Annotated in this window: 22 protein-coding genes and 1 pseudogene; 9 read left to right on the top strand and 14 right to left on the bottom strand. The window is 54.8% G+C overall.

Annotated features, from left to right (window positions below):
• Positions 1-227 precede the first annotated feature (227 nt).
• Together FEM41_RS10640 and FEM41_RS10635 are read left to right on the top strand one after the other, a co-directional pair.
• Complete coding sequence (locus FEM41_RS10640; RefSeq protein ID WP_138095950.1) at positions 228-569, top strand: hypothetical protein; 342 nt, start codon at positions 228-230, stop codon at positions 567-569.
• An 809-nt stretch (positions 570-1,378) separates the two neighbouring features.
• Complete coding sequence (locus tag FEM41_RS10635) at positions 1,379-2,497, top strand: LA_2272 family surface repeat-containing protein (RefSeq protein ID WP_138095949.1); 1,119 nt, start codon at positions 1,379-1,381, stop codon at positions 2,495-2,497.
• A 26-nt stretch (positions 2,498-2,523) separates the two neighbouring features.
• On the opposite strand, the gene csiR is transcribed toward FEM41_RS10635, so the two are convergent.
• From csiR to glaH, 4 genes are all read right to left on the bottom strand, one after another.
• On the bottom strand, positions 2,524-3,210 hold the full coding sequence (gene csiR / locus FEM41_RS10630; protein WP_138095948.1) for a DNA-binding transcriptional regulator CsiR: 687 nt from the start codon (positions 3,208-3,210) through the stop codon (positions 2,524-2,526).
• A gap of 50 nt (positions 3,211-3,260) precedes the next feature.
• Positions 3,261-4,670, bottom strand: a complete 1,410-nt coding sequence (gabP, locus tag FEM41_RS10625; RefSeq protein WP_138095947.1) for a GABA permease — start codon at positions 4,668-4,670, stop codon at positions 3,261-3,263.
• A gap of 79 nt (positions 4,671-4,749) precedes the next feature.
• Positions 4,750-6,018, bottom strand: coding sequence for an L-2-hydroxyglutarate oxidase (lhgO, locus tag FEM41_RS10620; protein ID WP_138095946.1), 1,269 nt, complete (start codon positions 6,016-6,018; stop codon positions 4,750-4,752).
• Between the two features lie 16 nt (positions 6,019-6,034).
• On the bottom strand, positions 6,035-7,012 hold the full coding sequence (gene glaH / locus FEM41_RS10615; RefSeq protein ID WP_138095945.1) for a glutarate dioxygenase GlaH: 978 nt from the start codon (positions 7,010-7,012) through the stop codon (positions 6,035-6,037).
• Positions 7,013-7,317: 305 nt separating this feature from the next.
• Between glaH and FEM41_RS10610 the strand changes: the two genes are divergently transcribed.
• On the top strand, positions 7,318-8,421 hold the full coding sequence (locus FEM41_RS10610; protein ID WP_138095944.1) for a membrane-associated sensor domain-containing protein: 1,104 nt from the start codon (positions 7,318-7,320) through the stop codon (positions 8,419-8,421).
• A 5-nt stretch (positions 8,422-8,426) separates the two neighbouring features.
• Here FEM41_RS10610 and lpxP read toward each other — a convergent pair whose 3' ends face one another.
• The 5 genes from lpxP to FEM41_RS10585 form a co-directional block, all read right to left on the bottom strand.
• Positions 8,427-9,350, bottom strand: a complete 924-nt coding sequence (gene lpxP, locus FEM41_RS10605; RefSeq protein ID WP_138095943.1) for a kdo(2)-lipid IV(A) palmitoleoyltransferase — start codon at positions 9,348-9,350, stop codon at positions 8,427-8,429.
• 340 nt (positions 9,351-9,690) lie between these two features.
• Positions 9,691-9,873 carry a cold shock small protein YmcF gene (gene ymcF / locus FEM41_RS10600; protein WP_138095942.1) on the bottom strand — a complete coding sequence of 61 codons (183 nt, stop codon included), beginning with the start codon at positions 9,871-9,873 and terminating at the stop codon, positions 9,691-9,693.
• Entirely contained in the window at positions 9,870-10,082 is a 213-nt protein-coding gene (gene cspG, locus FEM41_RS10595; RefSeq protein WP_138095941.1) for a cold shock protein CspG, read from the bottom strand. Before cspG ends, ymcF begins: the two co-directional genes overlap by 4 nt.
• Before the next feature lie 319 nt (positions 10,083-10,401).
• Positions 10,402-11,874 (bottom strand): sensor histidine kinase, encoded by a 1,473-nt coding sequence (locus FEM41_RS10590; RefSeq protein WP_138095940.1) that lies wholly within the window; start codon positions 11,872-11,874, stop codon positions 10,402-10,404.
• On the bottom strand, positions 11,871-12,584 hold the full coding sequence (locus tag FEM41_RS10585) for a response regulator transcription factor (protein WP_138095939.1): 714 nt from the start codon (positions 12,582-12,584) through the stop codon (positions 11,871-11,873). The genes FEM41_RS10590 and FEM41_RS10585 overlap by 4 nt, the downstream gene beginning before the upstream one ends.
• 139 nt (positions 12,585-12,723) lie before the next feature.
• On the opposite strand from FEM41_RS10585, the gene FEM41_RS10580 reads away from it, so the two are divergent.
• Positions 12,724-12,990 (top strand): pentapeptide MXKDX repeat protein, encoded by a 267-nt coding sequence (locus FEM41_RS10580; protein WP_138095938.1) that lies wholly within the window; start codon positions 12,724-12,726, stop codon positions 12,988-12,990.
• A 124-nt stretch (positions 12,991-13,114) separates the two neighbouring features.
• The gene (locus tag FEM41_RS10575; protein ID WP_138095937.1) at positions 13,115-14,251 is read left to right on the top strand and encodes an MFS transporter; all 1,137 of its coding nucleotides are present in this window, start codon (positions 13,115-13,117) and stop codon (positions 14,249-14,251) included.
• Here the strand turns inward: FEM41_RS10575 and FEM41_RS10570 are convergent.
• The 4 genes from FEM41_RS10570 to FEM41_RS10555 are packed head-to-tail and all read right to left on the bottom strand — an operon-like array spanning position 14,248 to position 18,322.
• Positions 14,248-14,988, bottom strand: a complete 741-nt coding sequence (locus tag FEM41_RS10570; RefSeq protein WP_138095936.1) for a MipA/OmpV family protein — start codon at positions 14,986-14,988, stop codon at positions 14,248-14,250. The genes FEM41_RS10575 and FEM41_RS10570 overlap by 4 nt on opposite strands.
• 3 nt (positions 14,989-14,991) lie before the next feature.
• Positions 14,992-15,771, bottom strand: coding sequence for an Lnb N-terminal periplasmic domain-containing protein (locus FEM41_RS10565; RefSeq protein WP_138095935.1), 780 nt, complete (start codon positions 15,769-15,771; stop codon positions 14,992-14,994).
• Positions 15,771-17,060 carry an MFS transporter gene (locus tag FEM41_RS10560; protein ID WP_138095934.1) on the bottom strand — a complete coding sequence of 430 codons (1,290 nt, stop codon included), beginning with the start codon at positions 17,058-17,060 and terminating at the stop codon, positions 15,771-15,773. Before FEM41_RS10560 ends, FEM41_RS10565 begins: the two co-directional genes overlap by 1 nt.
• 2 nt (positions 17,061-17,062) lie before the next feature.
• Entirely contained in the window at positions 17,063-18,322 is a 1,260-nt protein-coding gene (locus FEM41_RS10555; RefSeq protein ID WP_138095933.1) for an MASE1 domain-containing protein, read from the bottom strand.
• Between the two features lie 256 nt (positions 18,323-18,578).
• On the opposite strand from FEM41_RS10555, the gene FEM41_RS25155 reads away from it, so the two are divergent.
• The 4 genes from FEM41_RS25155 to FEM41_RS10535 are packed head-to-tail and all read left to right on the top strand — an operon-like array spanning position 18,579 to position 22,295.
• A complete protein-coding gene (locus FEM41_RS25155; RefSeq protein WP_138095932.1) occupies positions 18,579-18,785 on the top strand; it encodes a DUF1656 domain-containing protein in 207 nt (68 codons plus the stop codon).
• A 13-nt stretch (positions 18,786-18,798) separates the two neighbouring features.
• On the top strand, positions 18,799-19,656 hold the full coding sequence (locus FEM41_RS10545) for an efflux RND transporter periplasmic adaptor subunit (protein WP_138095931.1): 858 nt from the start codon (positions 18,799-18,801) through the stop codon (positions 19,654-19,656).
• A gap of 34 nt (positions 19,657-19,690) precedes the next feature.
• On the top strand, positions 19,691-21,457 hold the full coding sequence (locus FEM41_RS10540) for an FUSC family protein (protein WP_138095930.1): 1,767 nt from the start codon (positions 19,691-19,693) through the stop codon (positions 21,455-21,457).
• Positions 21,458-21,461: 4 nt separating this feature from the next.
• Positions 21,462-22,295: a helix-turn-helix transcriptional regulator gene (locus tag FEM41_RS10535; RefSeq protein WP_138095929.1), complete on the top strand. Its 834-nt coding sequence runs from the start codon at positions 21,462-21,464 to the stop codon at positions 22,293-22,295.
• Between the two features lie 81 nt (positions 22,296-22,376).
• On the opposite strand, the pseudogene FEM41_RS10530 reads toward FEM41_RS10535, so the two are convergent.
• Positions 22,377-22,694: pseudogene (locus tag FEM41_RS10530) on the bottom strand (DapH/DapD/GlmU-related protein); the annotation flags it as partial.
• Between the last annotated feature and the right edge of the window lie 23 nt (positions 22,695-22,717).

Below are 22,717 nucleotides of genomic sequence, written 5' to 3'. Positions count from 1 at the left end.
CCTGTTTACCGGGTATGTTACAAGTCAAAGAAATGTAAATCTATTGTAGATTTTTATTTTCAAAATTATTCCTTTTTCGTGCTATCAATGGGGCGGGAATGTTAATTTTTTTCGCCACTCAGGGGGCGAATACGCACGTTCAGGTAACACTAAAGAGGTGCTAATGGATTAAAGGCGCAGTGACAGGGGGATAAAAAGCCACTTTCTTTTACTGCCCGAAATTAATCATGCAATCCAAAAGCGGGGTTCCCTTCAGCAAAAATTCAGACGTTCACTCGCAGAGCGCCGTACGACTGAACCCCAATGGTCAGCGGGTCTGTGCCGGAATGACCGCCGATGCCCAGACTGTTGATTTTGATAACCGACTGGCGGTCAGGACCGCCATGCAGGCGTTGGTCAGCCAGCAGAAACGCACCATCGCCGAAGTCAAAGCCCGGCTCATCGGGCATCTGTTACTGCCAACACCGGAGCAGGCAGCCCGACTTACCACAGATGCCGGTTTCAGCAAAACGGCCCTTTTTCCAGCCGCTTCTGATTTACGGCTGGAGCGCCCGTATAAATCCCGGTGAATAATTTTCCCGCTTCAGTATCCTGGTCCGACGTTTTTGATCGCAGAATGTCGGCATCGGGTCAGCGTGATACTTTGTTTACCGCCTTGTTATCAACATAAAGGTAAATGCGTTCACTCTGATAATGGCGTCAAACAATCTGAATTAAGACTATTCTCTGTTTTTTCCAACCACGGCCTACTGATATATCAGAACAAACCCCAAACGCTTACGCCACCTGCAGAACAATATGCGATGGCCGTTTTCCGGCATGATAGGAAGACGTATCACGCTTAGCTTTCCTGCCATAAATCAGATGGATAGATAGACAGCTCGATGTGTCTCTCTCCTCTGCGCATTTATGCCAGTCGTTTTCTTGCTTTTTTTGCACAGGAATTTTTTTGGGACAGACAATGACTATTTCCTACCCGGAGTTACAGTCAATAGATAATAACCGCCAGATGCTTTACCTGTGATTAAAATCAGCCTCACGGAATAACCAATAAAAATATAACAATCATTAATAAAATAACACAAAAATAAAAAGATTAAATTAAATAAATATAAAAATTGCATTTTAACGACATGTAAAAAATAAATTCGTTCCAGTAAACCTCTATTTAGAAGCATTTTTTGCAAAGATAAACACATGAAAAACAGTAAGTTAATAAACATCAAATCACCAACATAAGATTCGGCTTATTTTGTGACCGACCATGAATCAGCATTAATTGCTAATTTATGACGGGTGCCGGACCGATATTATCCGGCGTTCCACGAGACCTGCCGACCGGATAATTTACTGAATCAGAAGCAAGTCGGGATAAAAAATGAAACGTTCTACATTAGGTTTATTACTGTCATGCGCGATGTTTTCCGCTGCGAGCTATGCCACGCCGGTACAATTATCATCCTTCAATAACCTCCCCGATGATACTGAGGTCAACGGCTTTCATGGCGCGCTGTTCTATGGCCAGACCGGTACGGTAAACGGCTTCGACCTGCCAATTCTGGGCTATACCGAAATGGATAAGCTTAACGGTCTGCAGATTGGCGCAGCAGCGGGTTCCCACATCCGTAACGGAATGAACGGCGCGGCTATTGGCCTGTTCAACTGGCACGGCGGTGAAGATAACGGCCTGAACATCGGTATCGCTAACCAGTTGGGCTACCTGTCCGGCGCCAGCCTGGGCATCTATAGCGGCGCGCAGACCGTCAACGGCGTTAACCTGGCCGCGGTAACCACCAACGGCGATGTGAACGGCGTGAATATCGGCGGTATCGCTAACTACAGCACCGGCTCGGTCTATGGCGTGAACGTCAGCCCCTTCAACTGGACTGAACAGGACACTTACGGCACCAATATCAGCGTCTTTAACCACACCGGTAACGTAGAAGGCCTGAACACCGGCGTCATCGCAAACTGGAGCGAAGGCGACATCACCGGGATGAACGTGGCAGCAGTTAACGTCTCTGGTAACCTGACCGGCCTGAACATTGCGCCGATCAACAAGTCTGGCGATACCGTTGGCGCCAACATCACCGCTATCAACTGGTCTGAAAATACCACCGGTTTCAACTTTGGCGCCATCAACCGCACCAATGACATGGTCGGCTTCAACATGGGTGGCTTCAACGTGGCGAACAACGTTCAGGGTATGAACATGGGTGCCGTCAACTTTAACGGCGGCGATGTTACCGGCCTGAACCTGGGCGGCATCAACGTTTCTCATAACGTTGAAGGTCTGAACCTGGGGGGGATTAACGTCTCTTCCGGTGACAGCACCAGCGATATCGGTGTGATCAACTACGCCGATACCACCAGCTTCCAGTTTGGTCTGATCAACGCCACCAAACACCTGGAAGGTCTGCAGATTGGTATTATCAACGTGGCGACCAACGCTGCCGTACCGGTACTGCCGATTGCCAACTTCCATCGCTCCTTCTGATTCTCAGAGCAGCACAGCAGGGCCTGTTATGCAGGCCCTGCCTTTTCCGCCATAGCTTTCTGAATAATGGGAATGGGCGACAGCAAATGCTGACGCATAAGCTCCCCGGCACGGGTGGCATCACGTTCAAGGATCGCCGCCAGCAGAGCCTGATGCTGGCCCTGCTTTTCTGCCAGCATATCGACGGAAAGCACCGTTTTCCGCAGCCAGATAAACCGGTAACGCGCCGCCAGATCGAACAGGTGTCCGCGCATCAGCAGCAAAGAGCATGAGCCGCAGCCGGCAACGATGGCGCTGTGAAACGCCTGATGACGTTTGTCCCACTCGTCCAACACCTGCTCGCCGGCCTGACTGGCTTCGATCTTATTGAGCAGATGCGCACGTGCCAGGATCTCCGCTTCCCAATCGTCGTCCCCGCGGGCTATCGCCAGCTGCACCAACATCGACTCCATATTGGCGCGGGCATCAAAAATATCCAGCAGCTCCGACTGCGACATGGGCATCACCCGGTAGCCTTTCTGATTGACCACCGTCACCAGCCGTTCGGCCACCAGTTGCGCCAGCGCTTCGCGCAGCGGCCCAACCCCCAAGCCGTAGCGGGTGGTCAGCATCCCCATCGGCAGTTTCTCGTCGGGCTGATACTGGCCGCGAATAATGTCCTTCTTAAGCCGCTGATAGCCATCCATCGCAGGCGGCTGCCCTTGTGACGTCATTCATTACACTCCTTCCGCGCGACTGCCTTCTGCCCAATACCTCGCGCTGGTCACCGCACCTGGCGGGAAGTCTGCAACCAGACCTTTCGCCATGCCACCAGCCGCTTCCAGCGCGACATCACGGGCACGGTGCAGATAATCCCCAGACTCAGAACCACCGTGGAGATCACCTCCACACGCTGAGCCGGGCGGAACAGCATCACCACCAGCACGGTGCAAATAAACGCAATCACTATACAGGTTAGCCAGGGGTACAACCACATTTTGAACCGTAGCCCCCCTTCCCTGAGCTCCAGCCGTTTACGCATCCGCAGCTGGGATACGGCTATCACCAGATAGACCAGTAGCGCAATGGCACCGGAGCTGGCAATCAGGAAGTTAAAGACCCTGGCGGGAGCATAAATATTGACGATCACCGTCAGAAACGCGGCACCGGTCGAAAGCAACACCGCTACCCAGGGCGTGCGTTTGCGGTTAGTGATGCCCATGATGGCCGGCGCATCTCCGCGATGGCTCAGAGAATAGAGCATACGCGAAGCGGTATAGAGCGCAGAATTGAGGCAGCTGGTCACCGACAGCAGGATCACAAAATCCATAATCGCTTTGGCATAAGGCACCTGAAGCAGCTCCAGTACCGCCCGGTAAGATCCCACACTCTTCAGTCCTGGCGTATCCCAGGGGATCAGCGCCACCACGACGAAGATCGAACACAGATAGAAAATGGAGATCCGCCAGATCACCGATCGGGTAGCGCGCATAATGTGTTTTTCCGGCGTCGCCGATTCCGCGGCGGCAATGGTGACGATCTCCGCCCCCATAAAAGAGAACATGGTGATCAGCATGGCACTTAACACTGCGGTAAAGCCATTCGGCATAAAGCCGCCGTGATCCCAGAGTCGCGATACGCCGCTGACCTCTACATGGGGAAATAACCCGGCAATGGCCAGTGCGCCGATGACAATAAACGCCAGAATGGCAATGACTTTGCTTAACGCCAGCCAGAACTCGAACTCGCCATAGTTCCTGACGCTTAGCAAATTACTGCCGGTTAATGCGAGCGCGATCGCCAGCGAAAATAGCCAAATCGGCACCGTCGGGATCCAGGTATTCAGGATAATTGCCGCGATATTGGCCTCTAGCGGAATCACCAGTACCCAAAACCACCAGTAAAGCCAGCCAATGGTGTAACCCGCCCACTTACCGATGGCCTGCTCGGCATAGGTAGAGAAAGATCCGCTATCCGGCGAAGCCACCGCCATCTCCGCCAGCATTCGCATAATAAAGACCACCAGCAGACCGGCGAACAGATAAGAAAGCAGCACCGCCGGACCGGCCTGAGCTATGGCGACGCCAGAGCCGACAAACAGGCTGGCGCCAATCACGCCGGCGATGGATAGCATAGTGACATGGCGGGTGGTTAAACCGCCCCCCAGCGCATGTTTTTGCCTCGTTTGCCCCATAATGTTTCACCCTTTTCAGTCAGTTATTATTTGTTCGGGTGCGCCCAGAAGTTACCGCATCAGGGCACGCGTTATTCGATTACTTTATCGCCTCCCCAACGTCACTTTCCGGATGCGCCGCTCTGGTCCAGCCCCGACCCGCTCCGGGCAATGCCGCCACCAGCGCATCGATCTTGCCGACGATATGCTGGCCGATGGGAATGGCGGAGGTTGCCGCTGGCGAAGGAGCATTGCAGACATGGAGCGTGCGGCGCGTCGTGACAAACAGAAAATCATCGATAAGCTTGCCATCGGGGGATACCGCCTGAGCGCGAACCCCGGATGGATAAGGCGTTAAATCCTGACGGGTCAGCCGCGGACAGTATTTGCGTACCTGTTGCAGGTAACCGCCCTTACAGAGTGAGTTTTTTATCTCCTGCATGCCGGGGCGCAGATGCTGGCGCAGCACTCGCCGGATACCGGACGAGCCCAGCATCTCCAGCATATCCGCCACCGAGAGATCCCATTTACGGTAGCCTTCACGTTTAAACGCCAGTACCGCATTGGGCCCCACGGTAACGCTACCGTCGATCATTCGGGTCAGATGCACACCCAAAAAGGGCATGGAGGGATCGGGAATCGGATAGATCAGATGGTTGACGATCCGGTTATGCTGCGGCGCCAACCGGAAGTATTCGCCGCGAAACGGGCAGATGATAAAGCCGGGATCGCGTCCCAGCATCCGCACCAGGCGATCGGCCATCAGGCCCGAACAGGTGACCAGAGCAGCCCCTTCAAGAGTCTCGCCTTCACGAGTGGTGATCCGTACGCTCGCGTCGCGCTCTTCCAGCTGGGTTACCTCTGCCTGGTAGCGAATTTCACCACCGGCTTCGCAGAACTGACGCGCCATGGCGGCGGTCACCTCCCGATAATCAACGATGCCGCTTGACGGCACCAGAATAGCGCCAGAACCGGTGATATTTGGCTCCCTCTCCTGGAGTTCACCGGCACTCAGCCAGCTACGCTCCAGACCGTTGGCGGCGGTACGTTCCCACAGCGCCCGCATCCGTTCCATCTCCAGTTCCGATGTCGCCACCAGCAGCTTGCCACAGCTGTCATAGCGAATCGCATGGCGATCGCAAAAAGCTTTGGTGGCCCGGTTACCGGCCAGACAGAAACGCGCTTTCATGCTGCCCGGGGTGTAATAGACGCCGGCATGAATGACGCCGCTGTTATGGCCGGTCTGGTGCTGTGCTACGCCCGCCTCTTTTTCCAGCAGCGCTATCCGCGCCTGCGGATAGCGGGCAATCAGTTGCATGGCGGTGGACATGCCCAGAATCCCACCGCCGATAATGACAAAATCATACATCCAGGCGCTCCTCGGGTTACTGGCCGGACTGATAGTGCGTGGCGCTAAAGCTGATATAGCCGCGCTGGCGCATCAGTTCGCGACGCAGATTCGGGTGCGGCGTAAAGCGGTCACGGCCATGCAGCCAGAACAGGTTGTTGATAAGCAAAAACTGGCCGGTGGGAACCGGTACCGACAGAATATGACGGCTGTTTTCCAGAGCCTCAGAGAGATCGCTTAACCAGTTCCCCTCTTCAAAGTCTTTCGGCTGCACAAACTGATCGATATAGCGCATCACAGGCCGCCCCTGACTATCGATATCAAAAACCGGATGCCAGACATCCCGTTTTACATTCTTACTGGGGGGAGCAGCCCAACGCATCGCACGGCGCGCCAGCGGATGGCGAAAAAAGCGATCCAGATGTTCCCAGTCATCCAGATGCAGCAGCAGAGAATTTCCCCCCTGCATATTCTGCTCGTCGATTTTCATCATCAGCACATAGTCGGTGACCTCATCCACATAGGTGCCGTCATTATGCAGCTCCATCACCCGGTGGGGCTGGCGCAGATAGCTGTCGGAGTTGTCATCGTTTTTCACCACAAAGCGCGCATAGTACTGGCCGCTCATGGCGTCAAAATTGGAACGGCCAACCAGGTGGGCCACGGCAGTGGCTAACTTCACCATTTCATCGGCCTGGCTGACGTTATCCAGCCCCTGCGCGCCAATCAACAGCGCGCCTTTCTCCCGGTTAAGCAGGCAGTTCAGCAGCAGCGGCTGGAGTTCCCCACCGCAGAGATCATTAAGGATGCCCGCCACCTTAAAACGCAGGAACGACTTATACTCCAGCGCCTGAATCGGCCATTGCGCCACCTTTGCCAGAAAATCACGCGTCGTTTGGTCGGTAAAATTCAGCGTCAGCAGACGCGGCGACTGCGCCGACGGCAACAGAGAAAATCCGCTGCCGGTATGGGATGAAGCCGGTTGATGGTTGCTCAGGGCTGTCAGTGCGTTCATTTGCTTCTTCCTCGTGTAGGGTAGTGAATCAATGGCGATGTTCTTATGTGGCCATATCTTCAAAATATCTACATTTTTGAAATTCGCATACAAACAAGAAATAAGTATTCATTTTTGTGATGAATGTTCACTTTTTATTCAGACAGCTTTGCGTAAAGTCATGGACGATGAGAAACCGCCATCTCAGGACCGGAACGCCTGCCGGACGGAAGATTTTTCGATAACACGTCATAAGTCACACTTAGGACCACTGCGGTTACAATGAGTAAATCTGGAAATGATGGGAACGATCGCAGAGGCGCGAAATGGCAAGCTGGCAAGGCAATAACAATCCTCTTATTACAGCTACCCGGGGCTATATCTGGTTTCTGGCGCTAAACATTCTGTTTAGCGTCTGGCTGCTGTTGCATGACCTCAAACGGGATACGCCCATGACACAGCCCGCAGAGGTTAATGCCCTGACGCTGTTCATCGCCCTGTTTGCCGTCCTAAACCTGGTGGCCGTGTTAAAAATCCACCCGCGTATCAGCGATAATCTCTACCCAAAAGTTCTGCCCGCTGTCGTGATGCTTTTCGGCACCGGCTGGGCGCTGGTGTTCTTTAACCTGCTGTTACACTACGCCACCCCGCTACTAACCCTGACCCTGTCGGTGATCATTTTGTTACCTGCGGTGATTACCTTCTATTTATCCACTCCTCTTCTGCTGCTGTTCTGCACACCGGTGGTACTTTCGCTGATCTATGGTGAATACCGGTCCGATCACCGCTTCGACCTGCTGCAAAACCTCGGTATGGCAATCATTCTGCTGGTCGTCTACTCGGCCCGCTATATTCTACTGGAGTGGTATCAACGTACCCAGCGCAGCGAGTATGAAAAAAGTCTGCTGATTAAGAAACTGACCCGGCAGGCGCACTTCGATGCCCTGACGGGCCTCTATAACCGCCGCAGCCTGGCGGACTACGTGAATGAGCGGCGCCGTGACCAGAACAGACAGCTGTTCCTGCTGGTGATGGATATCGATTTCTTCAAACAGTACAACGACACTTACGGCCACGTTGCGGGGGATGAGTGCCTGGTGAAGGTGGCCCGCTGTATTGAGACGTCATTGCGCAAAGCGGAAGATGCCGCATTTCGCTACGGGGGTGAGGAGTTTGTTGTAGTGGCGCTATGTGAAAAGTGGGAAGAAGCGCAGGCCATTGCGCAACGCATTCGCCAGAACCTGGCGCAGGCGCAGATCCCTCATGCGGGCTCAGAGGTTTCCCCCTGGGTCACGCTAAGTGTGGGCATCGCTCGCGCACAGCCGACAATGGCGCTGGAGGATCTTCTGGAAGCGGCTGACCATCAGCTCTATAAAGCAAAACGCGCCGGCCGTGACCGAATCACATTCGATGCACGGGCAGCGCAGTAGCAGGGCTAAACGTACAGCGAGGCGGCGCCGGGCGGACGGGTTTTAAAGCGGCGATGTATCCAAAGATACTGCTCGGGCGCCCGCATAATCTCCCGCTCGATCACCCGGTTCATCCAGGAGGCAGCTTCTACGCCATCCTCTTTCGGGAAACCTTCCAGCTCCGGTTCGATAATCAGCCGGTAGCCAGCGCCTTTCGGTTTGCGAATAAGCGTAATGGTTAGCATAGCGGCGTTCGACAGGCGGGAGATCACAAAGGGACCGTTAGTGGTGGCGACCCGGGGCACGCCAAAGAACGGCACAAAGCTGCTGCCTTTCGCGCCGTAGTCCTGGTCCGGCGCAAACCAGACCGCTTCGCCGTGTTTCAGCGCGTTGACGATCTCTTTCAGATGGCGTCGGTCGATCATCTTTTTATTGGAACGCATCCTGCCACGAGTCTGGGCCCACTCCAACAGTCCGTTATTATGGCGACGGTATACCGCGCTCATCGGCTTACACAGCCCCATCATGCGGCCGCCCAGCTCCAGAGACATAAAGTGTACGCCAACCACCAGCACGCCGCGATTCTCACGCTGTGCCGCCATCAGATTGTGAAGTCCTTCAACGTCGAACCAGCGACGCAGTCGGCGATCCGACCAGAACCACGCCATGCCGGTTTCCACCAGCGCCATGCCGAGGGAAATAAAGTTATCGGCAATCAGCTTGTCGCGCTCGCAGGCAGCGAGCCCGGGAAAGCACAGCGCGATATTTTGTCTGGCAATATCCTCACGGCGGCGTAAAAATCGGCGTGAGTTACGACCCGCCCAGGCCCCAATTCGGGTCAGAACGGGATAGGGAAGTTGCACCAGGGACCAAAGGCAAAACAGCCCGAACCACGTTAGCCAGTAACGTGGGTGGAGATACGCCATGGTAAATCGCTGGGTTTGATTCATAAGCTACCTTCTGCGACTGCAGGACAGTACGGGTGAGGCAATGCAGTAAATTGCCTTATCGCTATTCAGACTGCCTTTATTAATGAGAGTTCGCTATCGGAAAAATAATATATCGGCACGAATCCACATTTTCTTCATTATTTGTCCGCCCCATAAGATTACTCTGCTATTTTTCACTGTCTTTTGTAAAAGACCTTTACAGGATAGTGTCGTCAGCATAAAAACGCGTTTTTTTTATCAATCCGACGCGATTATTTTTCATCTTTGTGAACTTTTAACACACATAACAAAAAGCCCTCATAAAAATTATGAAGGCTTTTTCATGGTGATAACCGCTAAATTACCGGGTATGCCCGTGGCATACCGTGGCTGGATTATTCCGAAAATCGTTCCGGATACCCGCGATCATGACCGATTTACAAAATATACACTTAGCACCATACGGGTTTCTTTCAGAGACGTCGAAGTGCGATGTCCTGAACTGAGAGCCGTGACAGCACGGGCAGCGTAAAGTCAGAATCAACGCGGCACCACGTTAGCAGCGGCCGGGCCTTTCTGGCCGTTCTCGATAGAGAACTCAACCTGCTGGCCTTCATTCAGAGTACGGAATTCGTTGCTCTGAATAGCAGAGAAATGGACGAATACGTCCTTGCTACCGTTATCCGGGGTAATAAAACCAAACCCTTTGTCCGGGTTAAACCATTTAACGATACCAGTAATTTTATCAGACATGTTGTTACCTTATTAATGAGCCTTCCGGCATAAATGGTCTGAATGACAGACAGGGTTCAGTGCTTAAAGAGGGACTCAAAAAGAAGGATACCTGATGGGTACTCTATAGAAATGAGGACTGCTTTATAAACGACTTGAGATATTATCTGAGTATCAAACCGACGCAGCCATTAACGCACACATATCAAAGCAACACAAGCTATATCGTAATATTTACACAGCCAATACAATAAACTCACCGTCAAAGGTATAAAAAACAACATACTGGTGAAAAAAATAGCGTAAAAAAAACGCCGCATCAGGGGTTCAAAGAACAAACTTAAACCTGAAAACCAAATTCAAAACTGGCGCCAGGACCTTCCCTGAGCCGGATATCGCTGTCGTGCAATTGCAGCATCTGACGCACAATCATCAGCCCCAAACCTCCGGAAGTCAGACGCTGATGATTCAGCAGCGACGGACGCAGGAACAGCGTGGCCTTCAGCGCTTCCGGCACGCCAGGCCCGGTATCGCTTACCCGAACCATCACCCTGCCCGCGTCCTGCCACAGCCGGACGCTGACGGCGCCCTGCTCCGGCGTATGGCGCAGCGCATTATCGATAAGATTAGTAAGAACGCGCTCGATCATGCCAAGATCGGCCTCAATCATCGGCAAATCGGGGGCGATATCCAGCACCAGCTGCTGCTCCCGCGCCCGGGCCATTAATTCCATCTTCTGAAAGACATCCTGCACCAGTTCGGGCAGTGAAAAACGCTCCTTCAGAGGCTTCACTACCCCATATTCCAGACGCGCCAGCTCGAATAGTGACTGAGCCAGCCCGCCAACCTTACGACTCTGGGCCAGGGCAGTTTCCAGATAATGGCGTTTTTCCCGCTCGCTCAATGAGCCGGACATTACCAGCAGCGTTTCCAGATAGCCATGCAGCGCGGTCAGCGGCGTGCGCAAATCGTGTGAGACATTAGCGATAAATTCGCGCCGCTGCTGCTCCTGGCGCGCCAGACTCTCCCACTGGGCGGCAATCTGCTCCGCCATCGCGATAACGCCGCGCTGCAGTTGCTGAATCTCGTCGGCGCTTCCCGCATCCGGCGGCCGCTGGGCGGCAACGGACTGCATACCGGCCAGTCCACCGTTTTCCAGGGTACGAACCCGGGCGGACAGACGGCGTAGCGGGCGGGTCACCCAGCTAAAGGCCAGTACCGCCAGCGCCCCTAATAGCACAACCGCCAGCAGGGTCGCGCCACTGGCCAGTGTCAGCAGCGAACCCTGCTCAGCACCGCTGCGCAATCGGGCGTAGTCTTCCCCTAATAAAATCACATACAGATAGCCCTGAAGCTGTCCCTGATAACGAAGCGGTGCGACGCTGAACACCTTATGACCGCCCGGACTGCGCGGATCGTCGCCATACAGTGGATAGTGGGGCCGGGTCAGAAATTCGGTAATGGGTTCAATATCTACCTGTCTGCGTTGAATACGCCCCTGCGGCGCGGCATCGCCGATAATGCGCCCCGTTTTATCCAGCAGGTACACCTCTACGCTCGGATTTACCGCCATCAGATGGTCAAACAGAGAACGCACCGAATTCTGATTTAATCCCTGGCTGCTCAGCAGCGGGTAGCTGTCAGCAATATGGGCGGCCAGCCCCGCCGACAGCTCCTGCACCATTGCCCGGGTATAGCGCTCGTTTGAATAGCGCTGAAGCCCCAGTAGCCCCGCAGCGAACAACACCAGCAACAGCGTAAAGACGCAGGTCAGACGCCCGATCAGCGTCATGCGCCGGGTCAGAAAACTCATGAGGCCCCCGGCGCATGAAATTTATACCCCTTACCCCAGACGGTCAGGATCCGCAGCGGCTCAGCCGGATTCACTTCAATCTTAATGCGCAGGCGATTGATATGGGTATTCACCGTATGCTCGTAGCCCTCATGCTGATACCCCCATACCTGATTCAACAAATCCAGCCGTGAAAAGACCCGGTTAGGATGGCGGGCAAAGAAATAGAGCAGATCAAATTCACGCGGCGTCAGCTCTACCGGGCTTCCCGCCAGACTCACTTCCCGGGAAAGGGGATCAATAGTCAGACCGCCGAAGTGCAACACCCCGGCATCCATACGCAGGTTGTTCACCATCGCCTGCTGGCGCCGGAACAGCGCCTTAACCCGCGCCACCAGCTCCAGCATTGAGAAAGGCTTCGCCAGATAATCGTCCGCCCCCAGCTCCAGCCCCAGGACACGGTGGGTCTCGCTGGAGCGGGCGCTGATAATAATAATCGGCGTGTAGCGCGTCATAGTACGGGCATGGCGGCAGATATCCAGTCCATCGGCGCCGGGCAGCATCAGATCCAGAATCAGCGCGTCCCAGCCGCCTTCATCCAGTAGCGCCATACCCTGAGTGCCGTCGGCGGCATGGGTAATCTGATAGCCTTCGGTCTTCAGGTGCAGTTGTAGAAGTTGGGCGATATCGGCATCGTCCTCCACGATCAATATCTTTTTAGCGGTGTCCATGAAGCTCTCCGGTTGTCTTACCCCTTCAGTTTACACAGCGGCAGGAGCGCAAGTTATCACATTTTATTTAACTCTCTGTGAGGATTCGGCGACCACGCGCCCGCCATACTGGCCCCACGACAACCACAGGAGTTAAACCATGAAAAAACTGCTGATAGTCCCCATCGCCGTAACCGCCCTGATGATGAGCGCCGCCAGCGCGCTGGCCGCCGATGATATGGCCAAACAGCCAATGGAAAAGTCAGACATGCGCCAAAGCGACGCCATGAAAAAGCCCGAGATGAATCATGACGGCATGATGAAGAAAGGCGAGATGAAAAAAGAGCAGATGATGCAGGGGGATAACATGAAGAAAGAAGAGATGAAGCAACAGGATGCCATGAATAATATGAAGTCGGAAGGTTGACCCCCTACCCTCTGTAATACCCTCCCCCTCTGTGGCGTCGGGCTCTACCCGGCGCCGCGTTAAAAAGCGCTCTATACTACAGTAACTTCCTTACTCGCCCCTCAGCAGAAAGGACAACGCACTGATGCTCAAGGCGAACAAACATATTCTGGCCGTGATCTTTTCCGTATCAGTCTTTAGTCTGACTTACGGCCTTAGCGCCCCGCTTATCGCCCTACAACTGGCCGATAAGGCCTATGGCGAAACCAGTATCGGGCTAAATGCCGCCATGCACGCCCTTGGGGTTTTCGCGATTGCCCCCCTGTTACCGCGGCTGTTCCGCCGTTTCTCTCCGCTGGGGCTGATGTGCACCTCACTGTCGGCCATAGCCCTGCTGTTTCTGCTGTTCCCCTGGACGCCAGTACCGGTCTGGTTCGTACTGCGCTTCGGACTGGGCGTCTTTACCGAGATCATTATGGTATTGACCGAAACCTGGCTGAGTGACTCCACTGTCGAGCAGGCCCGGGGCAAAACCATGGCGCTATATACGGCGGGGCTGTCACTGGGCTTTGCCTCCGGTCCACTGATTCTGACGATAATGGGCAGCGACAGTGCGGGGCCCTTTGTTGTCGGTGCGCTAATCGCTCTGGCCGCCGTACTCTGTATCGCCCGGGCCGGTATGACCCGCCAGCCGGGCGACGCCGTGACGCCCACTGGCCTGCGCCAGAGCCTGCAACTGGCCTTTCTGGCGATTGTAGCCACCGCCCTGAACGCAGCCATCGAGGTGGCGGGGATGAACTTCCTGTCGCTGTACGCCATGAATCTGGGCTGGAGCGAATCCCGGGCGACGCTCCTGATCTCGGTACTGATGTTCGGCGCCATCGTACTCCAGCTACCGCTGGGCTGGCTGGCAGATAAAGTGGATCGCCGTCGTCTGATAACCGTGCTGGCAGCGATCTCCACCCTCGGGGCCCTGGTCTGGCCGCTACTGTTAACAACACCCTGGCTGGCCTACTGTCTGCTGTTTATCTGGGGTGGCGTGTTTGTCGGCATCTATACCGTGGCGATCACCTGGGTAGGCTCACAGTTTCGCGGTGCTCAACTGGCGGGCATCTATGCCGCAATGTCAGTGGCATGGGGCGCTGGCGCCCTGCTGGGGCCGCTGCTGGGCGGTCTGGCGATGGAAACGACCACCCACGGCCTGCCGTGGATGACCGCCCTGCTATGCGCGCTGTTTGCCGTGCTCTCGTTAAGAAAGCCCGTACCGAAAGCGGCAATCTAAAAGGTGTAGCTTGCGCCAATCGTCAGCTCCACCACGCCATTTTTATTCACCATCGGACTATTTCTGATAGTGGATGGGTAGAAGCGCCCGGTTATCTCACCCCAGGTGTTCCAGCGTGGTGTCCAGGCATAGTTCATCGCCAGTTGAAGATAGGGAACATAGCTGTCATGGGGCCGCCAGGCCTTCAATCCACTGCGTGCCGATTCCTGGTGGGAAATACCGTAGTAGTAACGGGTATTTTGCGCATTTGACCAGTCCACTCCCACCTCCGGTACCAGAGTGAAACCGCCCCACTGTTTCATCGCAATCCAGGCGGCATTGATCGTCATACCGTTACTGTTATCCAGGGTGTCCCCCCCCACCGTCGTCGAGAAAGCGCCCCAGGGCGTGGTGTACTGATAGCTAAGGCCTGCCATCATGGTGCTGTGTCGACTGCTCAAACTTCTCATTGCCCGATTTCGGCCATCGCGGGAGCGGTATTCGGTGGTGTAGTAATAGACTTTGGCACGCAGCAGATGGCTGTCATTTTTAACAATGTTGTAGCCCGCCTCAGTGCCGTCGATATACCAGGTTTCGCCGTCATAACCAATATAGGGCAGCACCCAGTAATCAGCATGACGAGTCTTATATGCCGTACCGTAAGAGCCCCCCTGCAACCCCAAAGAGAAGTCAGCCCCCTCACCCGACACGGAGACCAGCATCAGACCAGGCAACAGCATGGCAGTGATTTTTCGCATTGCTTACTCCTTTATCTCAGGTAAGAAAGATGACGCCCGCTGACGCCGGATATCCTGCGAGAAATCGTCGTCGATACAGGCATCTTCCGGGCGAATCAGACGACTGCGCTGGCGAAGTGTCTCAAAGGGTAGCCGGGTATCCAGCAGCCCCATACGGTAGCAGTAGCGATCGGCATAGCCGCTCAGCAGTATCCGCCAGTCATATTTCACCGCCGGTGACACCGCCCGGCCGTGATGCAGAATATTAGTGGTGCAGTTATTAAACAGCGTGTTATACCACTCGGGATGAGCGTTCACTTGCTGAATACGCAGCAGATAGTCACGCAGTAACCGCTGGCGCTGCTCTTGAGTGAGCGTCAGCCCATAGAGCCAGACCCGCTCCCTGCGCACATCGCTACGCACGCCGATCAGATCGCGCTCGTCCGCCACCACATAAATGACCGGATAGTTACGCAGAAAACCGCCAAAGGCCGACCATGGCTGATTCTGTCGACGTCGGGTTTCAATCGAGACAGCCAGCCACTCCCCGTTGCTAAATCCAAAGCTCAGAAAAACGTGAGCGATGGCGTTGCCACCCCAGTAGGAGAGCACCAGATCGGTCTGCGTCACCTCACTAAGCCGAAAGCAGCGGTCATCCCAGGCTGCCAGGGGATCCCCCACCCCACGATAGCGAAAGTTACGCATATCGCTGACCTGAAAGCAGTCGCTATCCAGCCAGTGAACCGTTGCCAGGCGCGAATACTCCACCAGCCATGGGGCTTCAGAACCTGTTTTATGCGCCATCAGGGCGTTTCATCCTGACGTCGGCGACGAAACCACGACAGCCGCACCGGATGCACAATAGCATGCAGCGCCCGAGCGTAATCCAGCGCCAGCCCGGGGGTCCATGCCATCGTCATGGCTCGCTTGCGCAACTGGGCGGCAATCCACAGTTCAGGGATCAGGAACAACCGCAGAAAGCCCAGCCAGCCGCAACGCCGGGCCAGTACACCATCCAGCGCGGCTTCCAGGCCGTACACCACGCTGCTCGAACAGTTACGCCAGGTCAGGTTATAGATCTCCACCTTGCGGTAACCCGCCCAATAACGACGCAGCGCTTCGGGGTTAAAGTCATGGAATATGATTTTGCGATCGGATTCGCACCACGCCGCCGCCTCGCTGGGGTAACTCTTCTGAAACTGCCCAACCACATTATTTTCCTGAATCGCCTTCAGCGTGTTGAAGAATTCTGACGGCGAGCGATCGATATCCTGCGCCGGATAGAGGCTGATATAGAGATCCGGCGGCATCTCCAGCGCGGCATGGCCGGTGGAGATGACCCCGCTGGCATCAACCGCTGCAATATAGCGGTTAAACACCGGACGAGGCACCGGCGGGCTGGCCGCCGATCCTGCCGGGGTCCAGATATGCACAATCAGTGAATCGCTGGCAGGCGTCGATTCTCCAGGTTCAGGTGCCGCTTCCTCCTGTTCAGGCAGCAGCCCACCGGGAGCCAGCAGCGTAAACACCGACACCCCATCACGCAGCCGAAAGGCCCGTAGCGCCAGGCGCAGGCACTGAATCCCGCCCAGGATCATAATCATCCCGATAAACTGTGAAACGGTGCCATGATGGTGAGTGGGATAAGGGAAGAACAGAAACAGCCCGAACAGTAACTGGGCAAAGCCGCCGCAAAAAGCCTGCCGCCAGTGCTGATAGCGCACCACCCAGGCGGAAGCCATCACAAACAGGCCGGTAATAAAGAAGGCAAAGCCGAAGACTATCGCCAGCAGCACATTGCTACTCTCGCGCCCGGAAAGAATAAGCAGCGCCACAAAACAGAAAATGCCGCCTTTAAAGTAGAAAACCGCCTTCTGAGTCCCAACGCCGCTCGGGGCCAGCATCAGCGTCGCCAGGCTTTCCAGCAGTAGCAGAATCCCAAAGATATGCAGTGGAAAGTGGCGCTCGCCCTGTAACCCATCAATGAAAATCGAGACTCCCAATCCCCCCCACAGTAGTCCCAGAATGCCCAGGAGCGGCGCATTGCGCCGGACGAATCCGGCACCGGTCAGTAACAGTGCAAGCTGTAGCATCGTCAGGCCTCCCGGTGTCGGTGAATGGATACCTTACTGTGTGATACTTCATCCCAGTAGCCGACCAGCGCCATTCCCTCTGGTCCGCGTAACGCCACCAGCTTACTTTCCTGCAGCGGTATCCGATGGGACGGCGTCAATGTCAGATGGAAGTGAAAGATATCGTCGGGTAGTTCTCCGTGTCGGGCCGCCTGCCAGCGCGCCTGTATTGCCTCACGATCCTCCGCGCTGAGCAGCGCCAGCAACTGATCCACACGATCGATCCCAGAAAGCTGCTGGCTGAGCGGCGTATCAATATTTTCATCCCAGGCCAGGTGCCCGCTTTCCGGCTCCAGATAGTAAGCCGCCCGTCCGTGGCCTGGCCCCTGTCGTTGCTGTTGCTGCCTGTCCGCCACTATACGCTTCTGTATATAGACAAAGCTCAGTAGCAACGCGGTACCGGAAAGGTAACACTGAGCCAGTAGCAGCGGCTCTCCGTGGCGCAGTCCGGGTATAAAAAAGGGCCCGAGCCATTGCCAGGAGTAGTAGATCACGATGGCGCTAAAACAGAGTAGAGAAAACGCTCCCATCCGGTTTCCCCCCAACACAGGGATCGCAATCATCAGCACCACCGGAATGCAGGCCAGGCCAAACAGTTCAGCCTGACCGCGCGGACCGCCAATAGGCTGATGGAAGACATACCAGGCGCTGGCGCATAACAGCAGCCACAGCAGGCCGCCCACCAGCCACCTTCCCGGCGTAAAAGGTTCCGGCTTCCAGCACAGCCCCATCACAATAGTGGTGATCAAAATAGTGCCAACCACATTGGCGGCCCACCAAATCCATACGGTCTGACGGAAGTCGATCTCATGACGCATCGCCAGCCAGCTACAGCCCAGCAGCGCAGCGATGGCGCTGACCAACAGGGTTGCCAGCAGCCAGATAAGCACTGCATGCAGTCGATCGTTGGGCCGGGCCAGCCGCCGAACGCACCAGGCGATAGCGATATCGTTGGTCAGCGAAATGGCTGAGTGGATAAGTGAAGTTTCCAGGGTATGGCGCATCGTCACATCCAGCAGTGTGCGCACAATAAATAACAAGACAAATAGCACCAGCCAGTATGGGCGCCCAACGATTAAAAATGCGCTGACCGCAATACCAGCCGGGAACCAGACCAGTGACACCCGACTGATCGGGTCATCCAGATAGAGGGAAAGATAGCCGGTGGCAAAATAGAGCGCGCACCAGATAGCCAGCGATAAATACAGGCGCCCAGAAGACACATAAGCCTCCAGTGTCAGGTTTCAGGAAAACAGCCGTAGCGCCATTAAGCTTAGAACATGCGTCAGGATTGAGAGTACGCCAGAGGAAAAACCGCTGCGCTTTCATCCATACGAACATCTTGTCTGCTTTTCGGTATGGGTTGTCGCTACTTCGTTATATCGCCAGATACGGCCGTGGCATACTGCTTCACATCAGTCAGACGATGCTTTACCTGGCGATAATAAACCTGAACCTTATTACCTGTGGTCAGTAAAAATGCGTGATTACATCCTGTTTGGCATGTCATTCCCTTTGATTTTTTTCGTCATTATTTTCGGTTACACCGCATACCGAATAATTATTTGCCTGCTGGCGATAACACCACTCTGGCAGGCAATATGGCACCGTCCTCTATTTTGTTTCGCGCTTTATAGTCTGGTCACCACCGCTATTTACCTGACAGCGGAAATAATCATCGCATAACCTCTATAACATTATGAATAACTTTAAGAAAATCCTCTTTACGCTGATTTTTTGCGCCCTTGCCGTGCTGGTCATCTTTCTGGCGTGGCAGCATGAAACCGGACAAAAATGGACCCGTGATGGTCGGATCCGCGCCGATGTGGTGGTGCTCTCGGGAGAGGTCAATGGCCGTCTGTTGCACCTTAACGTTAAAGATAACCAGTATGTCCACAAAGGCGATCTGCTGTTTGAAATCGACCCCAGCGACTATGCGGTAACGGTGGCGGAAAAGGAGGCCGCACTGCGCTCGGCCGGGGCAAAAATGGATCAGATGAGCGAAATGGCGAAACGTCGCGCCCGCCTTGGCCCATCGCTGGTTAGCGGCGAGGAGGTCAGCAACAGCCGCCAGAGCTATCGCCAGGCCCAGGCCGACTACGAACGTATCGCTTCACAGTTACGTATGGCGCGCATTCAACTCGCCAGAACCCAGGTGCGATCGCCCGTGGACGGTTATGTCACCAATCAGACCATCCAGCAAGGCGACTATATAAAAACCGGCGATCCGGTGCTGACACTGGTCGATAGCGACAGTTTCTATGTCTACGGCTATTTTCAGGAAGATCAGATAAACCATATTAAGAGTGGCGATCGAGCTGTGATTAAATTGCTGGACAGCAACATTAGCATTCGCGGCCAGGTGGAAAGTATCGCCAGGGGAATTAACGACTACAGCAATAGCGGTGGTGAAGGCAAACTACACAACGTGAATCCGACCTTTGAATGGGTGCGACTGCCCATGCGAATACCCGTCAGGATCCGGCTGGATAAATCATCCACGCATGGCGTGGTCCTGGTGTCAGGAATGACATGCACAATCGACCTCTCGATATAACCCCAGTCACCCGCATTAACGTTCGGAAGTCGCTATGGATAATGAATGGAAAATAAGAATCGCCCGGGTAGTACAGCTATCTATTACCATTCTGCTGATTCAGTATATTTCGTTTCTGTTCGAAATGGACGGCGCCTCTACCGCTATTATGAGCGCAATTGTCGTCTCACAGTCGTTTATCGGCGGCCTCTATTTAAAAGCGCGTAACCGTATTTTTGGCACAGCCGCAGGCGTCGCCTTCGGTCTGGTACTGGCGGTACTGTTCCCGGAAGCGCCCTATACCTTTCTGACAGGCACCCTGTTGTGGTTTGTGCTAACCACCATGCTGGCAAGCCTGGTCCATTCGGATCGGATGTACCTTTATCAACTGGCGGGCTATACCTTCGCGTTCGTCGGCTTCGCGATACTCGAAGCGCCGGACGAGGCCTGGCACACGCTGCTGTATCGGGCGACCAATGTCACTATGGGTCTGGCGATCATGCTGGTGAGTTCGTCAGTCATCTACCCGAATTACGGAGCCCTGAACCTCGATTACCGGGTGGGGCGGATTTATAAACGCGCCCGTACCCTGATGCACCATTTTGAACAGGCTGTTAGCGTCGATGACAGTAAAATCAAAGGCCTGTTCGACGCCCTGTCGCTGCTGATAAGCAACCGTAATTACATCAAAGATGAAGCGGCGCTGAATGCCGTTCAGGCGCACCGGCTGGACAGCTTCCTGGCGAAAACGCTGCTGATGACTTTCTACGCTAACGCCGCACGCTTCGTCACGTCGGATATGTCCCGCTTCGCCCACGATTACCGAACGCTGTTCAACGAACTGCTGCTCTTTCGCCGTCATGGGCTATCTGCCCCCGCCCCCACCGCGCAGCGTACCTGGCGATTCCGGGAACACGCTTTTTTCTATCCGGCGCTACGCCGCGGAATTCGCACTCTGGCTGGTTGCTCGCTCATGCTGCTGTTCTGGTACTACAGCGGCTGGCAGGGCGGCGCCACCATGCTGACGTTAGGCGTGGTCTACCTGATTCTGTGTAGCGCCATCCCTACGCCGCTGCCGGTTTCTATTGAGGCGCTAAACGGCACGACCCAGGGCATTGTGCTGGGCTATCTGTACGACAGTCTGATATTCAGTTCCACTGCCGCAGGGCTCTGGTCATGGCTCTATTTCGTGGCGCAGCTACCGCTACTGATTTACGGCGGCCTGATGCTCAGTAAGCCCGTGCGGATAATGCGTGGTATTACCTTACTGACCACCTTCTACTTTGTGGTGCCGCCGGAAAACAGCCCACAATTTCTTTATGCGCGATTTATGGATAACTCACTGGGCGCTCTCGCAGGGGTTCTGATCGCGGGTCTGACGCTGTGTCTGGTTCTGCCCGAAAAGCACGGTAACCACTTTCGTGAGCTGACGATCGCCATGCTAAAAGACATCCATGCCACGATTGGTAAAGGAAATCCTAATATGCTGCGCAAAATGATGTTATTTCACGATCGGGCCAGCAAAGCGCGCAGCAGCACCTTGTACAGCGACGGGCGTGAGTTCCGGGTGCTGATGAACCTGGCGTCGCTCTATCTGCTGTGTTTTCACGTCAGCCGCCACCAGCAACAGTCGGCAGGCCTGGCACCGCTTTCCGTACTGCTTAGCGGAATGATTAAACGTGGCGATTTCTCCATTAGCGCAAACGAGCATATACACTATTTGCACGCGATGGCGGGCATTAAAAACAGCAGCCCTGAAAGTTACCCGGTGGCGCTCAGCGCCTGGCGAATCTTACTTTCAGTGCAGCGGGACATCAGGTAGCAACATGAAGAAAATTGAGCACTATAGCGACTCACTGCTAAGCGACTGGACCACGCCCCCCAGCCGATTGCATTTCCAGAGTCAGAAGATTAACGCCCATACTGAAATCGCCCCTCATGAACACGCCTGGGGACAGCTAAATTTCATCGACAAAGGCGTTATGGAAGTCGAACTTACCGGGAATCAGGCCGAAACGATGGAAATTGAAGTTCACCGTCAGAATAAGCTGATTTCACCGTGGCAGTATTCCATCTGGCTTCCGGCCCATGTCCACCACGCCAGCTATAACAAACCCGCCATTAACTACTGCTCGATCGCCGTTCCGGCACAGGAAGCCCACAAGTTACCGGAACGCGCCTGCATTATCGAATTAACCGAGGTTGCTCAGGCCATCATCAAAGATTTTATTCAGCGTAATCTGTCAGGTTTTGAGAGCGAACTGGACTACAAAATGGCAGAGGTGTTGGTAGAGTTACTGTCCCGTCAGCCCCCGCTGGATAATTTTATCCCCGCCAGCGGCGATAAATATCTGCTGCCGATCATCAACGAGCTACAGGACAATCCCGGCGATAACCGAACGCTGAAGGAGTGGGCCGAAACCGTCTATATTTCGGATCGCTCCCTGACCCGCCGTTTTCAGAAAGAGATGGGCATGTCATTTCGCGACTGGCGGATGCGCCTGCGCTTTATTCGCGCCGTCAATCTGTTGAAAACCGATACCAGTATCCAGGATATCGCTCTGACCCTGGGCTACAGCACCTCTTCGGCGTTTATCTGGATGTTTAACAAAATTTCCGGCACCACGCCGGAAAGTTATCGCAAACACCATAGCGGATAAACTTTATGTCGCCACTGCCGTTATGCCTCCGTCCCTCCGGATGCTTTTGCCCCTCCGCTGAGGGGCTTTTTTTATAAAGACTCAGAACCGGGTACGGGCAGCATCCTCAACCGTAATCTCTCTTATCACCCGGCACGGATTCCCCGCCGCCACCACGTCAGGAGGAATATCCCGGGTGACCACGCTACCAGCGCCAATCACGCTGTTATTTCCTACGCAGACACCGGGAACCAGCGTAACCCCGGCGCCAATCCAGACGTTATCACCAATAGTCACCGGCAGCGCATACTCCAGGCCGGCATTACGCCGTTCGGCGTCCAGCGGATGGCCCGCGGTGTGGATACCCACATTAGGGGCGATAAAAACGTGGTTGCCGATACTCACCCGTGCGCCATCCAGAGATAGCGTCCAGTGGCGCGGCA

It is taken from the genome of Jejubacter calystegiae (assembly GCF_005671395.1).
GTDB lineage: Bacteria > Pseudomonadota > Gammaproteobacteria > Enterobacterales > Enterobacteriaceae > Jejubacter > Jejubacter calystegiae.
Note: the sequence above shows the minus strand (reverse complement) of the source record. Positions and strands in the feature narration are given on the sequence as shown.

Bases quoted from the DNA above. Each gene is read 5' to 3' on its own strand.
- FEM41_RS10540 (WP_138095930.1), top strand. From the start codon at position 19,691: ATGGATAATGAATGGAAAATAAGAATCGCCCGGGTAGTACAGCTATCT.
- cspG (WP_138095941.1), bottom strand. From the start codon at position 10,082: ATGTCTGATAAAATTACTGGTATCGTTAAATGGTTTAACCCGGACAAA.
- glaH (WP_138095945.1), bottom strand. From the start codon at position 7,012: ATGAACGCACTGACAGCCCTGAGCAACCATCAACCGGCTTCATCCCAT.
- FEM41_RS25155 (WP_138095932.1), top strand. From the start codon at position 18,579: ATGCGTGATTACATCCTGTTTGGCATGTCATTCCCTTTGATTTTTTTC.
- FEM41_RS10565 (WP_138095935.1), bottom strand. From the start codon at position 15,771: ATGGCGCATAAAACAGGTTCTGAAGCCCCATGGCTGGTGGAGTATTCG.
- FEM41_RS10545 (WP_138095931.1), top strand. From the start codon at position 18,799: ATGAATAACTTTAAGAAAATCCTCTTTACGCTGATTTTTTGCGCCCTT.
- FEM41_RS10635 (WP_138095949.1), top strand. From the start codon at position 1,379: ATGAAACGTTCTACATTAGGTTTATTACTGTCATGCGCGATGTTTTCC.
- FEM41_RS10570 (WP_138095936.1), bottom strand. From the start codon at position 14,988: ATGCGAAAAATCACTGCCATGCTGTTGCCTGGTCTGATGCTGGTCTCC.
- FEM41_RS10585 (WP_138095939.1), bottom strand. From the start codon at position 12,584: ATGGACACCGCTAAAAAGATATTGATCGTGGAGGACGATGCCGATATC.
- lpxP (WP_138095943.1), bottom strand. From the start codon at position 9,350: ATGAATCAAACCCAGCGATTTACCATGGCGTATCTCCACCCACGTTAC.
- FEM41_RS10640 (WP_138095950.1), top strand. From the start codon at position 228: ATGCAATCCAAAAGCGGGGTTCCCTTCAGCAAAAATTCAGACGTTCAC.
- FEM41_RS10590 (WP_138095940.1), bottom strand. From the start codon at position 11,874: ATGAGTTTTCTGACCCGGCGCATGACGCTGATCGGGCGTCTGACCTGC.
- FEM41_RS10560 (WP_138095934.1), bottom strand. From the start codon at position 17,060: ATGCTACAGCTTGCACTGTTACTGACCGGTGCCGGATTCGTCCGGCGC.
- FEM41_RS10580 (WP_138095938.1), top strand. From the start codon at position 12,724: ATGAAAAAACTGCTGATAGTCCCCATCGCCGTAACCGCCCTGATGATG.
- lhgO (WP_138095946.1), bottom strand. From the start codon at position 6,018: ATGTATGATTTTGTCATTATCGGCGGTGGGATTCTGGGCATGTCCACC.
- FEM41_RS10575 (WP_138095937.1), top strand. From the start codon at position 13,115: ATGCTCAAGGCGAACAAACATATTCTGGCCGTGATCTTTTCCGTATCA.
- gabP (WP_138095947.1), bottom strand. From the start codon at position 4,670: ATGGGGCAAACGAGGCAAAAACATGCGCTGGGGGGCGGTTTAACCACC.
- csiR (WP_138095948.1), bottom strand. From the start codon at position 3,210: ATGACGTCACAAGGGCAGCCGCCTGCGATGGATGGCTATCAGCGGCTT.
- FEM41_RS10610 (WP_138095944.1), top strand. From the start codon at position 7,318: ATGGCAAGCTGGCAAGGCAATAACAATCCTCTTATTACAGCTACCCGG.
- FEM41_RS10535 (WP_138095929.1), top strand. From the start codon at position 21,462: ATGAAGAAAATTGAGCACTATAGCGACTCACTGCTAAGCGACTGGACC.